The sequence below is a fragment of the Archangium sp. genome, assembly GCF_057119385.1.
Genome location: NZ_DBNGVP010000022.1, coordinates 1 through 18,809, shown reverse-complemented (window position 1 = coordinate 18,809; position 18,809 = coordinate 1). Strand labels below are relative to the sequence as shown.

Genomic DNA, 18,809 nt, shown 5'->3' with positions numbered 1-18,809 from the left:
CGGAGGACTACTTGACGGAGACGCGGGTGCCCTCGATGAGAGCCGGCGTCGTGTATTCGATGACCTTGTCCAGCGGCGTAGCGGCCATCACCACCACCTCGCGGGCGCGGCGCTCCACCACCTGGACGGCCACGCGCCGCACCTGGCTGGAGGCATCCACCACCCACACATGCTCCCCGCCTGAGGCGGACAGAGCCGTGGAGGGGACGGCCTGGGCCTCCTGCGGGCCGCTCTGCGGGAGGACGGCCCGCGCCAGGGAGTGGGCCACGAAGCGCCCGTCCTTGTTGGGCACGAGGATGTCCACGGGGATGCGCCGGGTGACCGGGTCCGCCGAGGGCAGAATGGTGCGGATGACGGCCTCGTCCGTGCGGGCGCCTCCGCCCACCGCCTCCACGCGCACCCGGGTCCCCGGTTTGAGCCAGGCGAGAGCCGGCTCGGCCACCGTCGTCTTCAGCAGCAGGTTGTCCAGGTTCTCCACCGAGAAGAGGGGCACGCCGGGCCCCACGATGGCGCCCACCTGCTCGGGCGCGTCGATGACGGTGCCAGCGAAGGGCGCCTCGAGGTCATGCCTACGGCGGCCACTCCGCGCCTGGGAGAGTTGCGCCCGGGCCGCGAGGAGCTGGGCATCGGCCTGCCTCGCCTGAGTGGACGCGGTGCGGTTCTCCAGGTCGCTCACGCTCCCCGCCTCCTGCAGCTTCATGTTGCGCCCGGCCACGTCGATGGCCATGGAGGCGGCCACCTCGGCGGCGGCCACGGTGGCCAGGGCCTGCGTCACCTGCGCGTCGGAGATCTCCACATTGAGCCGGGCCAGAACCTGGCCCGCCCGCACCTGGTCCCCCTTCTTCACCCGCAGCTTCTCCAACCGGCCGCCCACCTCGAAGCCCAGCTGGAGCCCCTGGGAGGGAAAGAGCGTGCCCGTCACCTCCTCGCGCGGCGTGGCCCGCACGGCGCGCGCCGTGGTCATTGTCACCGAGGGCAGGCGCTGCGTGGTGACCGGAGCGGGAGGTGATGCGGAGTCCGCCTCACATCCGGAAAGAGGCAGTACGGCGGCGGCCAATCCCACGGCGGCGAGCCCGGCGAAGAGTGGCGTCCTGGACGGTTTCACGATCGAGACCTCGATGCACTGAATGTCCAACACGGATGACGGCGCCCAGGGAGGGGCCCCGCGGTCCAGCGCGGAACTCGCGGCCCGCTCGCGCGCAACGGGCTGGGAGGCGCGCTCGAGTTCCAAACCCACCCGGGCCAGACAGGAGGCGGTCAACCCCCGCCCCTGATTCACCCGGCCTGATCACGTGTACTTCTTGAAGAGGACGGCGGTGTGATACCCGGCGAAACCCGCCGCCAGGTTCAGGGCGAGCGGATAGTCGAGTTGCTTTGGCTTCTGCAGCAGGAACCCACCCGGGTGAATCGGATTCTTGAGGTTCGGGCTGCCGGGCATCACGCCATGGTGCAGCGAGAGCGCGCAGATGATGGATTCGATGGCTGCGGAAGACTCCTGGGTGTGGCCGTAGGCCGGCTTGGTGCTCGACGCGAAGACAGAGGTTCCAAGCTGGGAGGCGTCAAAGGTGTTGCGAATGGCGGTGAGCTCGGCGTTGTCACCCTGCTTCGTCCCCGTCCCATGCAGGTTGAGATACAGCAACTGGTTGCCGAGATCCCGGGGCTCCAGGCCAGCGCGATGCAAGACCTCTTGGATGACGTATGAATAGCCATGCTCGTCAACATCCACCATCATCCGCGTGGGGAACATGCGTTGGGAGTAGCTGAGCACCTCCGCATAGATGCGAGCCTTGCGTGCGAGCGCGTGCTCCAACTCCTCCAGGACCAGCATGCCGGCGCCCTCCCCGAGCACGAAGCCATCACTGTCTTGATCGCAGGAGCTGTACAGCAACTCGGGGGGGACGTCCTTCTGCACCAGGACGCCCAGCCGGTTGTAGGACTCCCAGCCGACATCTTGGTGGATGACCGCCGAAGTGCCGCCCGCCAGCATCAGAGGGGTGCGTCCCAGGAGAATCTTCTCCACGGCATTGATGATGGCGATGTTGCCCGAGGCACACGCCGCCGCCGCGCCCTGAGCGGCGCCATTGAAGCCAAAGGCCATGCTGATGGCGCCCGCGGGTCCATGCGCGGGGTTGAGCGCCGTGTACATGGTGGAAGGCTTGCCGTCGAAGATGTTGGCGGAATCACCACAGGTGTTACCGACGATGCTGCCAATGTTCTCCCGGTTCGCCTCCAGCAACTGCTCGTCCAGCCCGGAGTCCTCGAGGGCGAGCTGCGTGGCCGCCAGTACCGAGTAGATGGTGCGGTTGGGGAGGAAGTGCAGATCCCGGTTTTCCAGCCTCTTCAGCCTGTGCTCGACGGTCTTCCAATGCGGCACCCGGCTTGCCGTGGACACCACCTCCTCCAGGTTGAAGCTCGCCGCTGCCGTGGCCTGCCCTGGAGAGGGAGTGAACAGCTTGTTCCGGGTGACATGGCTACGATTGCCCAGAATATTCTCCCAGAAAGCGGAGCCGATTCCGGCCGCGGTCACGGGACCCACTCCTGTCACGACGACTCTCCTCATGTGCAGCGCTCCTCGTTTGTAATGAATGTCCAGGGGTTCAGGCCGAGCCGCTCTCCAGCGGAACACCGGCAAGTGGCTACGGCTTTTCGTGTGCTCCGGCGAGATGCACGGCCAGCGCATGGATGGTGGGATGGACGTAGACGGCGGTGGCTGGCACCTTCCGGCCGAGCCACGAGCCCAGATCCGCCGTGAGCTCCAGCGCCTGCTCCGAATCCATCCCGTAGTCCAGGAGCGCGCGTTGGGTGTCCACTTCGTGCAGTGGGATATCCATCCACTGCGACAGGCGAGCGGCAATCCAGCTGGCGATGGCACTCTCGTCCCGGGTTGCTTCGGGGAACTGCGCCCTGCCGCCAGACCCGGATTCACTCCAGGGCCTTCTGGCGAAGACGCGGCGGGCGGCTTCCCGCAGCCCTCCATCCAGGAAGACGGACCTGCAGGCCCGGCGCTGAATCTTTCCACTGCTCGTCTTGGGAAGCGTGCGGGCGTCAATCAGCACGACGGTGTGGACATGGACTTCGTGCTGTGCGGCCACTGCACGGTGGATGGCTTCCAGTACCTCCTCCAGCTCCCCTGGTTGTGGCATGGGGGACTTGACCTCGGCCACGAGCACCAGGTGCTCCTCGCCGTCCTCTTCCACCGCGAAGGCCGCCGAGCAGCCCGAACGCAGCATCGGATGGCATTCCTCCGCCGTCTGCTCCAGATCCTGCGGGTAGTGATTGCGCCCGCGGACGACGAGGAGATCCTTCTGCCGTCCGGTGACGAAGAGTTCCCCCTCCTTCAAGAAGCCCAGGTCTCCCGTGCGCAAGAAGGGCCCTTCGCCCGTACTGGCCAGGGTGGCACCGAAGGTCGCGGCGCTCTCCTCTGGCTGTTGCCAATAGCCACCAGCCAGCGAGGAGCCGGTGACCCAGATTTCCCCCACTTCGCCAGGGCGGCATCGCTCGCGCGTTTCAGGGTGGACTATCTCAATCCGGGTATCCAGTGCGGGGCTCCCGCAGCTGGCGATCCACCGCGCCCCCGGGTGGCCCTCCTCCACCTCGCGGATGCGGTGGGCCTTGAGCTCCCCATCATCCACGCAGCAGAAGGAGGGGAGCCTACAGGCGGCCTGAGAGGACACCTTGACCGTGAACTCCGCCAGCCCGTAGGCGTGGCAGAACGTCTCCGGCCGGAATCCGCAGGGAGCAAAGGCCTCCATGAAGCGCTGCTCGGTGGCGCGGCGGATGGGCTCCGCGGCATTGAGCGTCACCCGCCAGGAAGACAGATCCAATCGCCGCCGCTGCTCGGGGGTGCTCTTCTCCACACACAGCCCGTAGGCGAAGTTGGGAGCGGCCGAGTGGGTGCCACGGTAACGAGAGAGCGCTTCCAACCACCGCAGTGGGCGCTGGAGGAAGCTGGCGGGGGGCAACATGACACAGCGGAAGCCCACCCACAGGGGCAGGAGCAGTCCATAAATGAGCCCCAGGTCATGGAAGGCCGGCAGCCATGTCACCATGACGCTCTGAGGCGTGTGGTCGAGTCCCACGTCCGAGTCCGCCAGGGTGCTGCTCAGATTGGCATGGCTGACCCGTACGCCCTTGGGCGTGGCCGTGGAGCCAGACGTGTATTGGAGGAAGGCAAGTCCTTTCTTGTCGAGCGCGGGAGGCGTCCAATCTCCGGCCACCTCCAGGTCCAACTCGTCCAGGGCCAGCCAGTGAACGCTCCGCAGTTCCGGGACCTGGACATGCTCCATCGCCGCCAGGAGCTCGCGGGTGGTGAGGACCAAGGAGGAGTGGGCATCCTGGATGATGGCGCGGAGCCGCGGCAGCATCCGGTTCACCCTCGCGGGCTCCGGGGGGTACGCGGGCACGGCGACCATTCCGGCATACAGGCATCCCAGGAAGGCCTCGATGAATTCCAATCCCGAGGGCAACAGCAGCAGGACACGAGAGCCGATGGGCACCTGTTGGGACAGGTACTGTCCTAGCGCGCGAGCCCTCCGCTCCAGGCTGGAGAAGGTGAGGCGCTGCCCCTCGTGCTCGCCGTCCTCCAGGAAAAGGTAGGCTTCCCCATCTGGATTGCGTAGGGCCTGATGCCGCAGGGCATCAATCAAGGTGGGAAAGCCTCTGGCCGCAAGGGGAGCATCGACGCGTATCGAGCCTGTCTTCATGGAACCTCGGTGGTGGCTGCCATCAAACGGTGCAGGGAGCGGATGACGGAGGGGACCTGCTGCCGCGTGGAGAGCGCCGCCAGGAAACGGTCCGGGCGGAGCAAGGCAATAGGCGCTCCGTGTTCCGCGAACCAGCGGGTCAGGTCCCCATCCACATCCTGGATTTCCTCACAAAGAGCCGTGCCGCGAAGCGGTGCCTGTCCCGCCGGGACGATCTTGAGAGTGCGTGCTCCCAGTTCATCCCAGGCGTGCCGCGATGCCTCGTCCATGGCCTCCCTTGGATCCACCCCCAGGCCGAGCGCGGCGAAGCCGCTGCCCAGTACCTCATCCAGCCTCACTTGTCTTCCATCCGCCCGCCGGACCCGGGGCTGGATGAACATCGTGCCGGCAGGAGCGCGGCCGACGAACAGCCCCTGGCGGAGCGCCGGCAACGCGCGGGAGCGCTTCGCGAACTGCTCGCGCAGCAGTGGCACCCCGAAGAGCAGTTTGAGCACGGAGCGGCGGACCAGGTCATGCCGCCGGCCATTTGGAAAGAAGAGCCAGCCGACGCGCTGCGTGGCGGAGATCGACTCCTCGACGTGAGGGATCCGCTCCAACTCATAGCTATCCAGCAACCGCGTACCGGCCACGCCGCGCAGCACGAGCGCCAGCTTCCAGCAGAGATTGGTTGCATCCCGAAGTCCGCTGCACAGTCCCTGCCCCGCGAACGGTGGCATCATGTGGGCGGAATCACCGAGCAGGAAGACGCGACCAGCCCGGAAGCGTTCCGCCACGCAGGTGTTGAGCCGGTAGGTGCGCAACCGCGACACCTCGCCCAGACGGGGGCCGCCCAGCCAGCGCCCGGTGAGCGCCTCGAGGCCCGCCCGGTCCAATCGCTCGAACTGCTCGGCAGTATCCTCCGGACGGAGGCGGATGGACCAGCGCTGATAACCCAGGGGCTGCTGAACGAACACCATCGGATGTTCGAGTGCCCCGAAGAAGCGGAAGCACCCCTCCGGCTGCGGCTCGGCGCGGGCCTCGATGAGCATCCACTTCTCCTCGGAGGACGCGCCACGCAATGGGATGTCGCATGCCTTGCGCACGGTGCTCCGGCCGCCATCGCAACCCAGCACGAAGTCCGCTTCGACGGTGTAGTTCTCCCCTTGGGGACCTTGTACCCGGAGGCTGGCGCGTCCGCTGGTCTGGCTCACGGACGTCACCATGTGCCCGGACCGGAGTTCCACGCAGGGATGGCGCCCCAACCCCATGCGCAGGTGCTCCTCCATGAGCGGTTGGAGCATGGTGCATACGCGAGGAAAACCAAGAGACTCCACCCCCGCCGTCCGCATCTCCGCCACGACCTCCCCCGAACCCGTCTGAACCCTCACGTAGGGGTTGGCCAGCATGCCTTCCAATTGTTGCTCCGCCAGCCCACACATCTGGAACGTCCGCAGGGCTTCATCGTCCACGTTCGTGGCTCGAGGGTAGGCGCTCGACAAGGGGGCTCGTTCGAGGAGCAGTGTCTTGATTCCATGCATCCCCAGCAGATTCGCCGCGGTGAGCCCTACGGGCCCTGCTCCGACAATGGCCACCTCGATCGACCGCTCGGATGCAATCCCTGCCATATCCTGATTCCTCCCCCATACCGGCCTGAGCGCTGGCGCGAGTCTGAGCAATCATTGCCTCCCCTCCCGTTGGCAAGGAGAGGCGGATGATGACCACAGCGACTGTTTCTCTGCTCAGGGAACAGTGACGTGCCAGTCAATGCCCAGTCCGCTCCGTGCTGGTGACTCGTACTATCGGCCAAGGAAGTGACTCCTTGCCATCGCACCAGGGGATGAGGATGTGTGATGGATTGAATGCTTTTTCGAGGCCGAGTCAGCCTTTCATCTCGGTGAAGCCCGGTGGTCTCGAGAGCCGATGGTGGTCACCCAGCAAGCAGTGGGGGTCTCCCGCTGGCGGATGGAGCCTCCAAGGGGAGGCCGTCCCCAGGGCGAGCCTGCTGGCGAGGAAGCGCGGTAAGAGCGCACTGGGGCGGTCCATGCCCTGCGGTGAGCCAACGCGAAGGGTGGGGACTTCATGTCCCCGAGCGGCTGACGCGGCCTCGTGTTACAGACCGCGCGTATGGATAGCGATCAGCTGTTGTCGTCCTTCGTGAAGGTGCTCGTGTCCGATCCCGAGCGCTCGGCGAAGTTCTACGAGGCGCTCGGCTTCAAACGGACCCAGGCCGCTCCGCCCTTCATCCACCTGCAGTGGGAGAAGCAGGCGGAGGTGTACCTGGTCACCCTGCCTCCCATGGTGAAGCTCGAGGGCCAGCGAGGGCTCGGCGTGCTGCTGGGCTTCCGCATCGGCGCCGTGGACCTCGAGGAGGTGGCCTCGCGCGCCCGCGCACTGGGCGCTCATGTCGAGGGCCCCACCGTGCAGCCTTGGTTCACCCGGGAGATCATCGTCACGGATCCCGACGGCTACCGGCTCAACTTCATCGAGCCCGCTTGAGCCGTGGGCACACGCCGCTCCCCGGCCATCCACCGGGGAGCGGGCACCCTCACCTCACAGCCCCGCGGCTACACGCCCGCGAACTGCACGCCCTCGAAGACGAGGGTGGGCGTGCGCATCGCGCTGTTGACGTAGGGATCGTTCCCCACCGCGACGAGCCGCTTCCACAAATCCAACTGGTTGCCGGAGATGTTCATCTCGCCGATGGGCTCGGCCACCTTCCCGCCGCGCACGCGGAAGCCCTGCACGCCGAGCGAGAAGTCACCGGTGACGGGGTTGGAGTTGCCTCCGAGGAAGCCCGTCACGAGCACCCCTTCCTTCAGGTCCGCGAGCATCTCCGCCCGCCCCTTGCCCCCGAGCTTCCAGGAGAGGTTGGACGCGCTGCCCGACGTCGGACGCGCCTGGAGCTTGCGGCCGTAGTAGGTGTCGATGAAGTACGTGCGGAGCACGCCCCCCTCGAACAGCGGCATGGGCCGGGCCGTAATCCCCTCGCCGTCGAACAGGCGCGAGCCGAGGCCCCGCTTCACGTGCGGCTCGTCGGTGAGCACGAGCAGCCCGCTGCCCACCGGCTGGCCGAGCTTCCCATCCAGGAAGGAGCGCTTCTGCTGGATGGCGCCGCCCGACATGGGCCCCAGCAGCATCGACACGAGCCGGCCCGCGGCCCGGTTGTCCACGGCCATGGTCATCACCGCCGACGCGCCCTTCGTCGAGCCGATGCGGCCCAGGGCCCGCTCTCCGGCACGGCGGCCCAGGGCGGCCGCCTCGGGCAGGTCCTCGAAGAAGCGCGCCACCGCGAAGTCGCTCTCCTCCGGCCGGCGCCCGTCCGGATCCTGCGCGCTCACCTGCGCCGAGGCGACGAACTGCGTCCCGCGCAGCCCGCCCTCGAAGCCGTTCGAGCTCACCCGGAACATCTCCCGGAGCGTGTCCCCGAAGGCCGTGGTGACGGACAGGATGGCGCCCTTCTTGTCCACCTCGCGCGCCCCCGCCTCGAGCTCCCGGACGAAGCGCTGACGCTCATCCGCGGTGAGCGCCGTCTGGCGCGGATCCTCGATGGCCAGGTCCACCGCGCTCCGGCCCGCGTAGAGCTCGGGCTCCGGCAGCCGGCGGTGCTCGTCACGCGCCAGCACGCGCGTCATCGCGATGGAGTCCGTGATGAAGCGCTCCAGCGCCTCCGGCCGCAGATCGCTCGTGGCCACCGCGGAGTAACGCCCATCGACGTAGAGCTGCAGGGACAGGCCTCGCGTGGTGGCCTCGGAGACCTTGTCCAGCCGGCCATCGCGCCACTGCATCTCCACATCGCGCGTGCGGTTGGCCGTGGCCGCCGCCTCGGAAGCGCCCTTCTGACGCGCCAGGTCCACCGCCTGCCGCGCGACATCCGCCAGATTCGTGGTGTTCGTCGTGCTCATGCCCGCCTCCCTCAAGCGTTGCGTCCGCCCACGGTGATCGACGCGACCCGGACCGTCGGAATGCCCTGCGACACCGGCACCCCCTGCCCGTCCTTGCCGCACGTCCAGCCCCCCTCGTCGATGACGAGGTCATCGGCCACCATGTCCACCTTCTCGAGCACCTTCGGCCCGTTGCCGATGATGTTCACGTCCTTGATGGGCCGCGTCAGCTTGCCATCCTCGATGAGGTAGCCGTTCTTCACGTAGAAGGTGAAGTCACCCGCGCCGATGTTCACCTGCCCGTTGGTGAAGTTGGTGCAGTAGATGCCCTTCTTCACCGAGGCGATGATCTCATCGTGCTTGTGGGGGCCCGGGAGCATGTACGTGGAGCGCATGCGCGGCAGCGGCGCGTAGCGGTAGCTCTCGCGGCGGCCGTTGCCCGTGGGCTTCACCTTGTAGTGCTTCGCCGAAATGGAGTCGTGCAGGTACGTGGTGAGGACGCCGTTCTCCACGAGCATCGTCTTGCCGGGCTCGTTGCCCTCGTCGTCAACGTTGATGGCGCCCCGCGCGTACTCGTTGGTGCCGTCGTCCACGATGTTCACGAAGGGGTGCGCGATGGGCTTGTTGAGCTTGTCCGCGTAGATGGACGTGCCCTTGCGGTTGAAGTCCGCCTCCATGCCGTGGCCGATGGCCTCGTGCAGGAGGATGCCGGACGAGCCCGCCGCGAGCACCACCGGCAGCTCACCGGCGGGAGGCTGGATGGCCTCGAAGAGGATGGTGGTGCGGCCCACCGCCTCGCGCACCATGCGGTCCAGCCGCTCGGGCGAGTAGAAGTCCAGGCCCGCGCGGCCGGCGACACCGTAGGTGTTCTGCTCGCGCTTGCCGTTCTGCTCGGCCACGCACGACAGGTAGAGGCTCGTCATCGGCTGCACGTCCTCGACGAGCCGGCCGTTGCTGTCGGCCACGAGCACCGCGCCGTGCTCATCCGAGAACGACAGCGTCACCTTGGAGACGCGCTTGTCCGCCTTGAAGGCCGCCGCGTTCAGCCCCTCGAGGATGGGCAGCTTCTGCTCGGGGCGGACGGCGTCCCAGCCCATCTTGAGCACGTAGCGCTGCGGAATGTCCTTGTAGACGTGGAGGCGCTGGGGGCCGGGCCGCGAGGGCCCATCGGCGATGGCCGCAGCGGTGCGGGCGGCGCTGCGCATCGCGTCCAGCGTGAGCTCCTCGGTGTACGCGTAGCCCGTCTGGTCACCCTTGATGACGCGCACGCCCACGCCGAGCTCCACGGTGGTGAACGCCTTGTTCACCGCGCCGTCCTCGAGCGCCATGGAGGTGGACACCCGGTGCTGGAAGAAGAGGTCGCTGTAGTCGCCGCCTCGCGACAGGGCGGCGGCCAGCGTCTCGCGGATGAGGGTCTCGTCGACCCCGAAGCGGGCGAAGTAGCCAATGGACTGCGAGGGCCCATCCGAGCCGCCACCGGGTCCACCGCCCGCCCGCTGTGCCGTCGCACAGCCAGACAACAGCTCACCCGCTCCCGCCATCGCCAATGCCGTCGTGCCGTAGCCGACGAAGTCACGTCGCGTCATTCCGGTCTTTCCTCCCGCCATGGCTCTTCCTCTGAGTGAAGGTCACCGCGCATCCAGAGCGTAACCCCACGGCCATGCCAGTATTCCGGAAAACCCCTCGGCCCCCCGGTCCGTGGGCTACACGACAAAGAACGGGCCGGGCGCCTGGTGATTGCACCGGCTCCCTTCAGGGCCGCCGATCAGGCCACGGACGTCATGCGCACCACCTCGTCGAAGGAGGTGAGGCCCATGGCCAGCTTGCGCACCGCCGCCTCGCGCAGGGTGCGCGTGCCGCCCCGGCGCGCCGCGTCCAGCATCTGCTGATGATTACCGCCCCGGGAGATCTGCTCGCGCAGATCGTTGTTCAGATTGACAATCTCGAAGGCACCCGTGCGGCCCCAGTAGCCGGTGCCGCGGCAGCGCGGACACCCGGCGCCCTTGACGATGTTCACCCCACCGGGCAGCAGCGGAATCGGCGCGCCCAGCAGGGTCAGCTCGTCCGGCGTGAGGGTCGTGGGCTGCGCGCAGTGGGGGCACACGCGCCGCAACAGACGCTGGGCCATCATGCCGATGAGGCTCTGCGCCAGCAGGAAGGGCGGCACGCCCAGGTCCTTCAAGCGCGCCACCGCGCCGATGGCGTCGTTGGTGTGCAGCGTGGAGAGCACCAGGTGGCCCGTGAGCGCGGCCTGCACGGCGTTCTCCGCCGTCTCCGCGTCACGGATTTCGCCCACCATGATGACGTCCGGATCCTGGCGCAGGATGCTGCGCAGCGCGTTGGCGAAGTCCAGCCCCACCTTGGGCTGCACCTGCACCTGGTTGAAGCCGTCCCACACCATTTCGATGGGATCTTCGATGGTGACGACGTTCACGTCCGGGCCCGCCACTGCCTTCAGCGCCGAGTAGAGCGTCGTCGTCTTGCCGCTGCCCGTGGGGCCGGTGACGAGGATGATGCCGTGGGGCTGATCGATCCACGACTCGAAGACGCGCTTCTCGTCCGGGTCGAAGCCGAGCTGGGCGATGTCCTGCACCAGCGTCTCGGGATCGAAGACACGGATGACCACCTTCTCGCCGAAGGCGGTGGGGAGCGTGGAGACGCGGAGCTCCACCTCGCGGCCATCGCGCTCGGTCTTGATGCGGCCGTCCTGGGGCTTGCGCTTCTCGGAGATGTCGATGCGCGCGAGCGTCTTCACGCGCGAGACGATGGGCGGATGCACACCGGCGGGCAGCGTGTACACGGGGTGCAGCACGCCGTCGATGCGCAGGCGCACCAGGGAGGTGTTGCGCTTGGGCTCGATGTGGATATCCGAGGCCCGGTTGTCGAAGGCGTAGCGCAGCATGTAGTCCACGGCCTGCACCACGGGCTGATCCGCCGCGTCCAGCTCCTGGCGGCCGCTGAGCGTGACGAGCTGCTCGAAGTTGCTGACCTGCGGCGAGTTGTGGGCGTTGGTGGTGAAGTCGTCCGCGGCCTTGGCCAGCGTGCGCTTGAAGCCGTAGACGTCCGCGATGGCCTTGAGGATGTCCGTCTTCGAGGAGAACACCGGCTCGATGGGCATGCCGGTGAGGACGTGGATGCTCTCGAAGAGCTCCTTGTCGAAGGGGTTGGCCACGGCCACCACCAGCCGGCCGTCCTGGGCCTTCTCCAGCGGCAGCAGCACGTGCTTGTGCGCGAAGGGGCGGGACACGGTGCGGGTGGCCAGGGCCATGTCCAGCTTGAGCGGATCGATCTTCTTGTAGGGCAGACCCCCGGCCCGGGCGACGAGCTCGGTGACGCGGTCCTCGTCGAGCGCGCCGCGGCCATCGGCCAGGGGCACCTGGAAGGCGGCGACGATCTCCACCGGGGAGACGTCGTAGCGGGCGGCGTCCGTGCCGACGATGTTCTTGTTCTTGAGGACGCGGGCGCGGGCGGCGGCCTCGCGGGTGGCGATGTTCTGCGCCTGGTCGGCGGTGAGCACCCGCTGCGCGACGAGCGCCTCGAGCACGAAGGCGAGGGAGAAGTCGGTCTTGCTCCGGCTCGGCGGGGCAGCAGGCGGGGTCACGGGCGCTGGCAACGTCGTCTCCTTGCGGCCACGAAGAACAACAGGGGGGCGCCGGGCCATTCCGGCGAGTCGAGGACGGAAGCCGTCCCCCCCGAGGGCGACAGTCTACCCGCGAATGGCCCGGACGGTGGCCTCGACCAGCGCCTCGGGGGTGGGCCGCTCGGCCACCGAGGCCACCGGCAGCCCCAGGTGCGTCAGCGCCGCCGCCGTGGTGGGCCCGATGGCCACCAGCCGGGCCGCCCCGAGCCGCTCACGCCCCACCGCATCCACGAAGGCCTCCGCGGTGCGCGGCGAGGCGAACAGCGCCACGTGGGGCGGCGAGGACTCGAGCAGTGCCTGGGCCTCGGGCGGCAGGGGCGCGGGCCGGGAGCGGTACGCCGTCACCCGCGTCACCCGGGCGCCGTGCTCGCGCAGCGCGTCCTCCAGCTCGCGGCGGCCCTCCTCCGCGGCCGGCAGCAGCACCTCGTCCTCCGGATCCAATCCCGGGCGCATCACCTCGTAGAGCGCGGCGCCCGTGCCCTCGGGGGACTCGACGGCCACGTTCAGCCCGTAGCCTTCCACGGTGCGCGCGGTACGCGGCCCCACCACGGCGACGCGCACCCGCGGCAGCACATCCACCGTGCCCGCCTCGCGCAGCGCCTCCATGAGCGCCTCCACCGCCGAGGGGCTCGCGAACACCACCCACTTGTAGCGCTGGATGGACTCCGCGGCCGCCATCAGCGGACGGGGGTCCTCTGGAGGCAGCAGCTCCAGCAACGGTACATGCAGGACTTCCGCGCCCTCGTCCTCCAGGAGGAAGCACAGCTCCTCCGAGCGTTCACGGGGTCGCGTCACCAGGATACGGATGCCTTCGAGTCGCCTTTCCACGGCGGCGCACTCTAGGGCATTTGCGCGGGTGTCATAGTCCCCTCTTCGCGTCCCATTCCGGAGACGGCTCCGAGCTCGCACCGGTTGTATCCAGTCGCGGCATGTCGCGGGACCACTGCCAGGATATTTCAAGGGAAGGCCACGCCGCGCACGGTGAAGGTGCGCGCTCCGCCCGCCTCGCCCAGCTTCAGCAGGAAGGTGCTTTGTAACTGCTTCTTCTCCGGCGCCTCCGCCTCCACCACGAGCCGCACCTGCCCTTCCGGCAACAGGGGCCCGGATTGCCACACCCGCGTCACCCGCAGCCGGACGCCTTCCGTGCTGACGAGCTCCGCCCCCTCCGTCGTCCAGGCCAGGGCACTCGTGTTCTTCACGTTCAGCTCCACCGCCACCTGCTGCCGTGCCTCGGCGCGGTAGCTCCAGGCCTCTGTCACCATGAGCGGCGCTCCGGGACGCGAGGAGAGGCTGCTCATGAGCTCGCGCGCCAGGATGCCCAGCCCCTCCCCCACCAGCCCGGCCTCCAGCAGTCCCTGGAGACTTCCGGAACACGGCCCCGGCGGACGGGCACGCTCCTGTGCCAGCGCGGCCTCGCACCACTCGGCCCGCTCGCGCTGTTGCCGGGACTCCAGCTGCAACGACTCCCCCGAGCGGGGCTGGCGGTACACCCGCACCTGGTGCTCGGCCCGCAGCACGTCCTCCACCAGCCGGAAGGTGACGCCGCCGGGCACCTGCCCGTCCGCGAAGCGCACCGTCACCCGCGGCGGCCTGTCCAGCGGCGGCGCCCGCGTGGGCAGCAGCAGCACCACGCCCTCGGCCTCGCTCACCGCCACCTTCACCCCCTGCCCGTCCTCCACCCGCACGCCACCGGGTTGCAGCGGCGTGTCGAACACCAGCGTGGTGGACTCATGGGGGCGGATGCGCACCGGGTGCTGCACGTCGGCGTTCTCCGCCGTCAGTTCCAGGTGGCGTGCGCCCGGCGTATCCCATTCCTCCCCGTGGGGCGCGGCGGGCGTGGACACGAGGAGCGCGAGCAGCAGGGGGGCGGCGAGCAGTGTGGACATGGGGGTGACCTCCAGAGTGGCCCACACTAGCAGGTCCTCGGAAGTCGGCCCCTCCTGTCAGTCGAAACGCGGCGTCTATTGGTCCTCGTACCGCGACGCCTCGCCGAAGCGTTTCACCGGATACAGAGACCCGCCGCTGCGGACGACGGCGGTGTCCTGGCCACTGCCCTCCAGCTTCTCCCAGCCCCAGTACCGCCCGGACCTCAGCTCCAGGCACACCGGATAGGCCTGGCCCTCGGGGGTGTACGCCTGGGAGAGGCGCGCCTGCACCCGCTCGCCGAAGAGCAACTGGCCGGTGAACAGGGTGTTTGTCGGCAGCTTGCCCCAACCGCCATGGCCCGCCACACGGATTGTCACCGGCCCCGGCCTCACGGTGTGCGTTATCCCCTGAAACGGGTGAATCTCGACGAGGCCGTAGTGATCCGTGAGCTCCAGTTCCTTCATGGCCTGCTGCGCACCGGGGGGGCACTCGGCGGGAGGGGGCAGCGGGGGCTTGGGCAGTACGGTGGCGGTGGTGGCGGGGCTGGGGCAGCCGGTGGCCAGGGCGCAGCCGAGCACGGCCGCGCCCACCTTCGTGGCCGTGGAGCCCGTCTGCTTCGGGAGGGTGGGGGTCTTGGCTTCCTTCGATGGAGTCTTCACGCGCGTCTCTGGGGGCAGCGTCGCACGGGCGACGGGCGCGGGGGTTGCCGCCCCAGGGGGCGTCGCGCCGCCGTCACCTTCTGGCCGCTTCCACGGCGGCGCCACTTCCTGGCCTTCCCCCGCCAGGGCGTTAGGAAGGAACTCCTCGGGTAGGCTGGCGCGAGGTGTCTCCACCGGTGACGCGGTACGCACGGCGGCGGGGGGCGAAGGGCGCACGGCGAGCCACAGCCCCAGGCCCAGCACGAGCACCGAACTGGCGGCCAGCAGCGCCCGGCGCGAGCGTGCAGCGGGCCGCGTGGCTTGCCGAGCCCGCGCGGCCACCGGAGCCTCGTCCACCGCTGGCGGCACCGCCGGAGCCTCGTCCGCCGCTGGCGGCACCTCGGATCCCGCGAGCGGCATGGATTCTTCCGCCGCCACCGGGGGCACGGCTACTCCGGGTGTCACCTCGGGCTTCTCCTCGGACACGGCGAGCGGTACGGCCTCCGTCGAAGCCGACTGGGGCACCGCCACCTCGGGTGCTTCCCGTTGCGCGGGCAGCGGCCCGGGCGGCTCCACGGGCGCCGTGCCCACGGGGAGCGCCTCGGGCGGCGCATGCGCGAGCAGGGTGGACACCTCGTCGGGCGCACGCGGTTTGCCTCGCACCGGCACCCGGGCGTAGGAGGCCCGCCGCTCATAGAGGGCCAGCACGTCTCCCCCGCGCCACATGTCGCCCTCGAGCACGGTGGTGGCGTGGTGCGGCCCCCAGGCCTCGCACAGCGGCTCCCGCCACGTCTCGTCCGCCTCCTTCAACGCTTGCGAAATGGCCCCCTCCACCGCGAGCGCGTCCGCGTAGCGCTCCTCGGGCGCCTTGCGCAGCATGCGCCAGCACACCTCGCCCAACGCCGGTGGCACCCGGGGGTTGGACACGTGCGGCACCGGGGGCTCCTCGTGCAGCACGGCATGCACCAGCTCGCCCTCGCGGCCCGGGAAGGGCAGCCTGCCCGTGAGCGTGAGGTAGAGCTCCACGCCCAGCGCCCACACGTCGTCGCCCGGACAGGCGCGCGAGTCCTCAAGGCCGCGCCAGGCGCGCCACACCCGGGGGCTGAGATAGGACCAGGTGCCCGGGGGAAATGCGCCCGTCAGCCTGGGAGCGTCCTCGTAGGTGGCCACGCCGTAGTCCACCAGCACCACCTGCCCTTCGCCATGCACCAGCAGATTGGCGCCTTTGACGTCCCGGTGCACCACGCCGGCCGCGTGCACCACCGCCAGCTGGCGCGCGCCCTGGCCGAAGAGTTGTGCCACCTCGAGGGCACAGGGGTTGTGCACGCGCGTCCACACGTCCAGCGGCAGCCCACGCACCAGGGGCATGACGAGGAAGAAGTAGAAGGGGTGGTGCTCGGGCCACACGCCCTCGTGCACCAGGGGCAGGCCGCCCGCGTGGCTGAGCTTCACCAGCACGTCGCGCTCGCGCCAGGCCCAGCGCGCCGCGCGCGGCAGGAAGAGGAACTTCACCGCGTACAGCACGCCCCCGCGCGAGGCGCGGAACACGGTGCCCTGGCCGCCGGTGCCCAGGCGCGCCTCCAACGTGTAGCCGGCCACCACCAGGCCCGGCCGGGGCCGCCAGGCAGAGGACTCCTCCTCCTGGGACTCCAGCACCCCTGGCCGCTGCTGCTCCTGCTCACCGCTGCGCGCGCTCGCCTCGCTCATGCACACCACCTCCGAGGTGGGCCAGCCTACATGACGGCTCGAGGCGTGCGGGACACCCGATGGAAATCGTCCGGAGCCTGTCGCGCCCGTCCACGCGGTGGACACACCCCCTCCCAAGCCCCCGTGAATGCCACTGGGGGTGGGCTTGACTGGTAGACGTCTACCAGTCATGTAGCCACATGTATATCAATGTGCGCCTTGAGTGGTAGACGTCTACCAGTGCCCCGGTGGGAGACGTCTACCCGTGTCGAGCAACGGGCCCGTCTCCCCGCGCCCAAACCGCCCATGCGCACGCATCTGGCTGTCGCGGGCAGGGGCTCCTCCGGGAAGGCCCGCCTGGGCGCGTACACCTGGGGAGGGTTTCTTGCCCCCCTCGTCCCCTGCCGGGTGCGTTCCACTTGCCCGGAATCGGTGTTCCACATGGCTGGAAAGGGGCGAAGCCACAGGGGGGCGCCCAGGTTGAATCCGAACCCAAGCTCCGCTGAAAGCCGGAGTTGAGAGGGTGGAACTGCGCCTCGAATCAGTCCCAACCTTCTTCCGGGTAGTCAGTGCCTCGGACTATCTTCCCGGTCGGTTGTCGTTCAAGGGGCCCCTGGATGGCGAAGGACCACGCACTCGCCGCCCGGAAACGCCCTGACGGGGACAGCCTCGGCACATTCCTGACGGCGCTGACGCACTGGGGCGGGGGCTTCTCCGCCCGGGCAAGAGCCTCGCCACGGCGTGCCTCACGCATCCCGTGTCCCTTTCCGACTCGTCCAGGTGAGGAGGTGCAGCATGTCCACCCGTCGTGGTGATGCATCCACCGCGTGCGCACGGCCGCCCCCAGCACTGGCGGTTTTGCCTCCGGTGCGCGCAGGCATCCCCCTGGCCGACTCGAGTCCCGGCTTCGGAGCATCGACACCTGGGAAGGCCAGCACCGGCTCGGAGCCAGTGGTTTCGGCGCACAGCGGGGGGAAGCAGAAGGAGGGAAAGGGAGGGAACAGGCGCCAGCCACATTGGGCCAGAGGACTCCAGGTCCTCTTGCTCGCAAGCTGCTTCGTCGCCAGCATGAGCGCGGCCGGCGAAGAGCCGAGACGAGAGCGGGTAGCTCTCTCGGCCAAGGCGCATGCGCGAGCCAAGGCCCCTGGCCCCCGCGTGGAAGATTGGAAGAGGGACGTGCTCTCCCTCCAGGTGATGGACCCGGGATTCCTCGTGGTGGAGGCAGGTGATGAAGTCCTCGCCGCGGGCGAGCTCCTCTGGGGCGAGGGCTCGCGGCTGCGAGTGGAGCCACGCAGGGGCTACCCGCCCGCGCCGCTGCCGCGGGTGGTGAGCCGCGAGCCAGGCCGGGAAGAGGTGGAAGTAGACGTCCCGGAGGGCATGGGCGCCGGGGCCATGCTCACCCTCACCTATGAGTGGGGCTGGGACTATCGGGACACGCCCGCCCTGGAGCTCACCTGGCGCCTCCCGCCCGTGGAGGACATTCCACCCGAGTGGCTGGAGGACGAGTGGGTTGAAGGGGAGCGGGAGGACACGCCGGAGGACGGGGAGGACAGCGCGCTCACCTTCCTCCCGGCCCAGGAGACTTCCTTCCCCGTGCAGGTGGACCCGGAATGGCCGGAATTGCTGTGGGTGGCCGGGTACGCCTCGCGTGAGGACATCGCCTCGCGCCTCTTCGGGGAGGCCGCGGCGGCGGGCGCTTTCGACCTCGAGCCCCGTGCGCCTCCCTCCAGCGCTCTGGAGGGCTTCCCGGTCTGTGTGCGCGTACGCCACCCGCCAGCGCTCGTGCCAGGGTTGCTCGCCGCCATGCGCGGTGCCCTGGAGGCACGGTTGGAGGCGGATGCCGCCTGGAGCCGTGCCCAGCTCTCGGCGGCCTCCCTGGACAGGGCCGCGGCCGCCGCGCTGGTGGAGCGCGGCCTGCGCTGGGCCCAGCGCTCGGACATTCCGGACGAGGCCGGGCAGAGCTACTTCGACCGCTACCTCCAGGCGCTCGGCCCCTGGCGGGACGCGGACTGGCCCTCCCTGGGCGAAGCCGCCGAGCCCCTGCGCAAGGCCGTCGCCCTGCGCTCCACGCGCTTCCAGACGAGCTACCTCGTCATGGATGGCTCGCCCGTCCTGGCTCCGGGCAGCGTGGTGGGCCGCTTCTATTCGTCCGACGGCTCCAGCGTCCAGGTCCGCACCCAATTGCTGCTCACCGAGGAGACGTCGCTGGAGCGGGCGGAGCTGCGGGTGCGCAACGCTCCCCGCGGCACCCCGCGCGTCATCCTCCCCGGGAAGGACGGGCGCTGGCGCGGCTACAGCGCCGAATTCAACACCACCCCCGGAGCTCCCCAGCCGCTCGAGAGCCCCGAGGGCTACGCCTCCTGGTACTACCCGGGCACGCTCCTCATCCGCCCGGGGGACTGGCGGCCGGGGCTGG

12 protein-coding genes are annotated in these 18,809 nt (G+C 69.2%); 2 read left to right on the top strand and 10 right to left on the bottom strand.

What is annotated here, in order from left to right; translation table 11 throughout:
• Window positions 1-7: 7 nt before the first annotated feature.
• From AC16DP_RS05225 to AC16DP_RS05210, 4 genes are all read right to left on the bottom strand, one after another.
• Window positions 8-1,105 (bottom strand): efflux RND transporter periplasmic adaptor subunit, encoded by a 1,098-nt coding sequence (locus AC16DP_RS05225; RefSeq protein ID WP_329732684.1) that lies wholly within the window; start codon window positions 1,103-1,105, stop codon window positions 8-10.
• Window positions 1,106-1,288: 183 nt separating this feature from the next.
• The gene (locus AC16DP_RS05220) at window positions 1,289-2,560 is read right to left on the bottom strand and encodes a beta-ketoacyl-[acyl-carrier-protein] synthase family protein (RefSeq protein ID WP_483956645.1); all 1,272 of its coding nucleotides are present in this window, start codon (window positions 2,558-2,560) and stop codon (window positions 1,289-1,291) included.
• A gap of 76 nt (window positions 2,561-2,636) precedes the next feature.
• Window positions 2,637-4,646 (bottom strand): AMP-binding protein, encoded by a 2,010-nt coding sequence (locus tag AC16DP_RS05215; RefSeq protein ID WP_329732686.1) that lies wholly within the window; start codon window positions 4,644-4,646, stop codon window positions 2,637-2,639.
• Window positions 4,647-4,699: 53 nt separating this feature from the next.
• On the bottom strand, window positions 4,700-6,307 hold the full coding sequence (locus AC16DP_RS05210) for a bifunctional 3-(3-hydroxy-phenyl)propionate/3-hydroxycinnamic acid hydroxylase (RefSeq protein WP_329732687.1): 1,608 nt from the start codon (window positions 6,305-6,307) through the stop codon (window positions 4,700-4,702).
• Window positions 6,308-6,806: 499 nt separating this feature from the next.
• Here AC16DP_RS05210 and AC16DP_RS05205 point away from each other — a divergent pair, with 499 nt between their 5' ends.
• A complete protein-coding gene (locus AC16DP_RS05205; RefSeq protein WP_329732688.1) occupies window positions 6,807-7,178 on the top strand; it encodes a VOC family protein in 372 nt (123 codons plus the stop codon).
• Between the two features lie 68 nt (window positions 7,179-7,246).
• On the opposite strand, the gene AC16DP_RS05200 is transcribed toward AC16DP_RS05205, so the two are convergent.
• From AC16DP_RS05200 to AC16DP_RS05175, 6 genes are all read right to left on the bottom strand, one after another.
• Window positions 7,247-8,584, bottom strand: coding sequence for a TldD/PmbA family protein (locus AC16DP_RS05200; protein WP_329732689.1), 1,338 nt, complete (start codon window positions 8,582-8,584; stop codon window positions 7,247-7,249).
• Between the two features lie 11 nt (window positions 8,585-8,595).
• Window positions 8,596-10,149, bottom strand: coding sequence for a TldD/PmbA family protein (locus AC16DP_RS05195; RefSeq protein ID WP_329732690.1), 1,554 nt, complete (start codon window positions 10,147-10,149; stop codon window positions 8,596-8,598).
• A gap of 179 nt (window positions 10,150-10,328) precedes the next feature.
• Window positions 10,329-12,176 (bottom strand): GspE/PulE family protein, encoded by a 1,848-nt coding sequence (locus AC16DP_RS05190; protein ID WP_329732691.1) that lies wholly within the window; start codon window positions 12,174-12,176, stop codon window positions 10,329-10,331.
• Between the two features lie 93 nt (window positions 12,177-12,269).
• A complete protein-coding gene (locus AC16DP_RS05185) occupies window positions 12,270-13,001 on the bottom strand; it encodes a uroporphyrinogen-III synthase (protein WP_329732697.1) in 732 nt (243 codons plus the stop codon).
• Window positions 13,002-13,159: 158 nt separating this feature from the next.
• Window positions 13,160-14,089 carry a DUF2381 family protein gene (locus AC16DP_RS05180; RefSeq protein WP_329732692.1) on the bottom strand — a complete coding sequence of 310 codons (930 nt, stop codon included), beginning with the start codon at window positions 14,087-14,089 and terminating at the stop codon, window positions 13,160-13,162.
• Between the two features lie 75 nt (window positions 14,090-14,164).
• Window positions 14,165-16,414, bottom strand: coding sequence for a protein kinase domain-containing protein (locus AC16DP_RS05175; protein WP_329732693.1), 2,250 nt, complete (start codon window positions 16,412-16,414; stop codon window positions 14,165-14,167).
• A gap of 1,155 nt (window positions 16,415-17,569) precedes the next feature.
• On the opposite strand from AC16DP_RS05175, the gene AC16DP_RS05170 reads away from it, so the two are divergent.
• On the top strand, window positions 17,570-18,809 hold a 1,240-nt coding region (locus AC16DP_RS05170), incomplete at its 3' end, for a hypothetical protein (RefSeq protein ID WP_483956644.1).

Coding starts and splice junctions, on each gene's coding strand:
- AC16DP_RS05200 (WP_329732689.1), bottom strand. CDS start 8,584: ATGAGCACGACGAACACCACGAATCTGGCGGATGTCGCGCGGCAGGCG.
- AC16DP_RS05180 (WP_329732692.1), bottom strand. CDS start 14,089: ATGTCCACACTGCTCGCCGCCCCCCTGCTGCTCGCGCTCCTCGTGTCC.
- AC16DP_RS05220 (WP_483956645.1), bottom strand. CDS start 2,560: ATGAGGAGAGTCGTCGTGACAGGAGTGGGTCCCGTGACCGCGGCCGGA.
- AC16DP_RS05175 (WP_329732693.1), bottom strand. CDS start 16,414: ATGAGCGAGGCGAGCGCGCGCAGCGGTGAGCAGGAGCAGCAGCGGCCA.
- AC16DP_RS05210 (WP_329732687.1), bottom strand. CDS start 6,307: ATGGCAGGGATTGCATCCGAGCGGTCGATCGAGGTGGCCATTGTCGGA.
- AC16DP_RS05205 (WP_329732688.1), top strand. CDS start 6,807: ATGGATAGCGATCAGCTGTTGTCGTCCTTCGTGAAGGTGCTCGTGTCC.
- AC16DP_RS05195 (WP_329732690.1), bottom strand. CDS start 10,149: ATGACGCGACGTGACTTCGTCGGCTACGGCACGACGGCATTGGCGATG.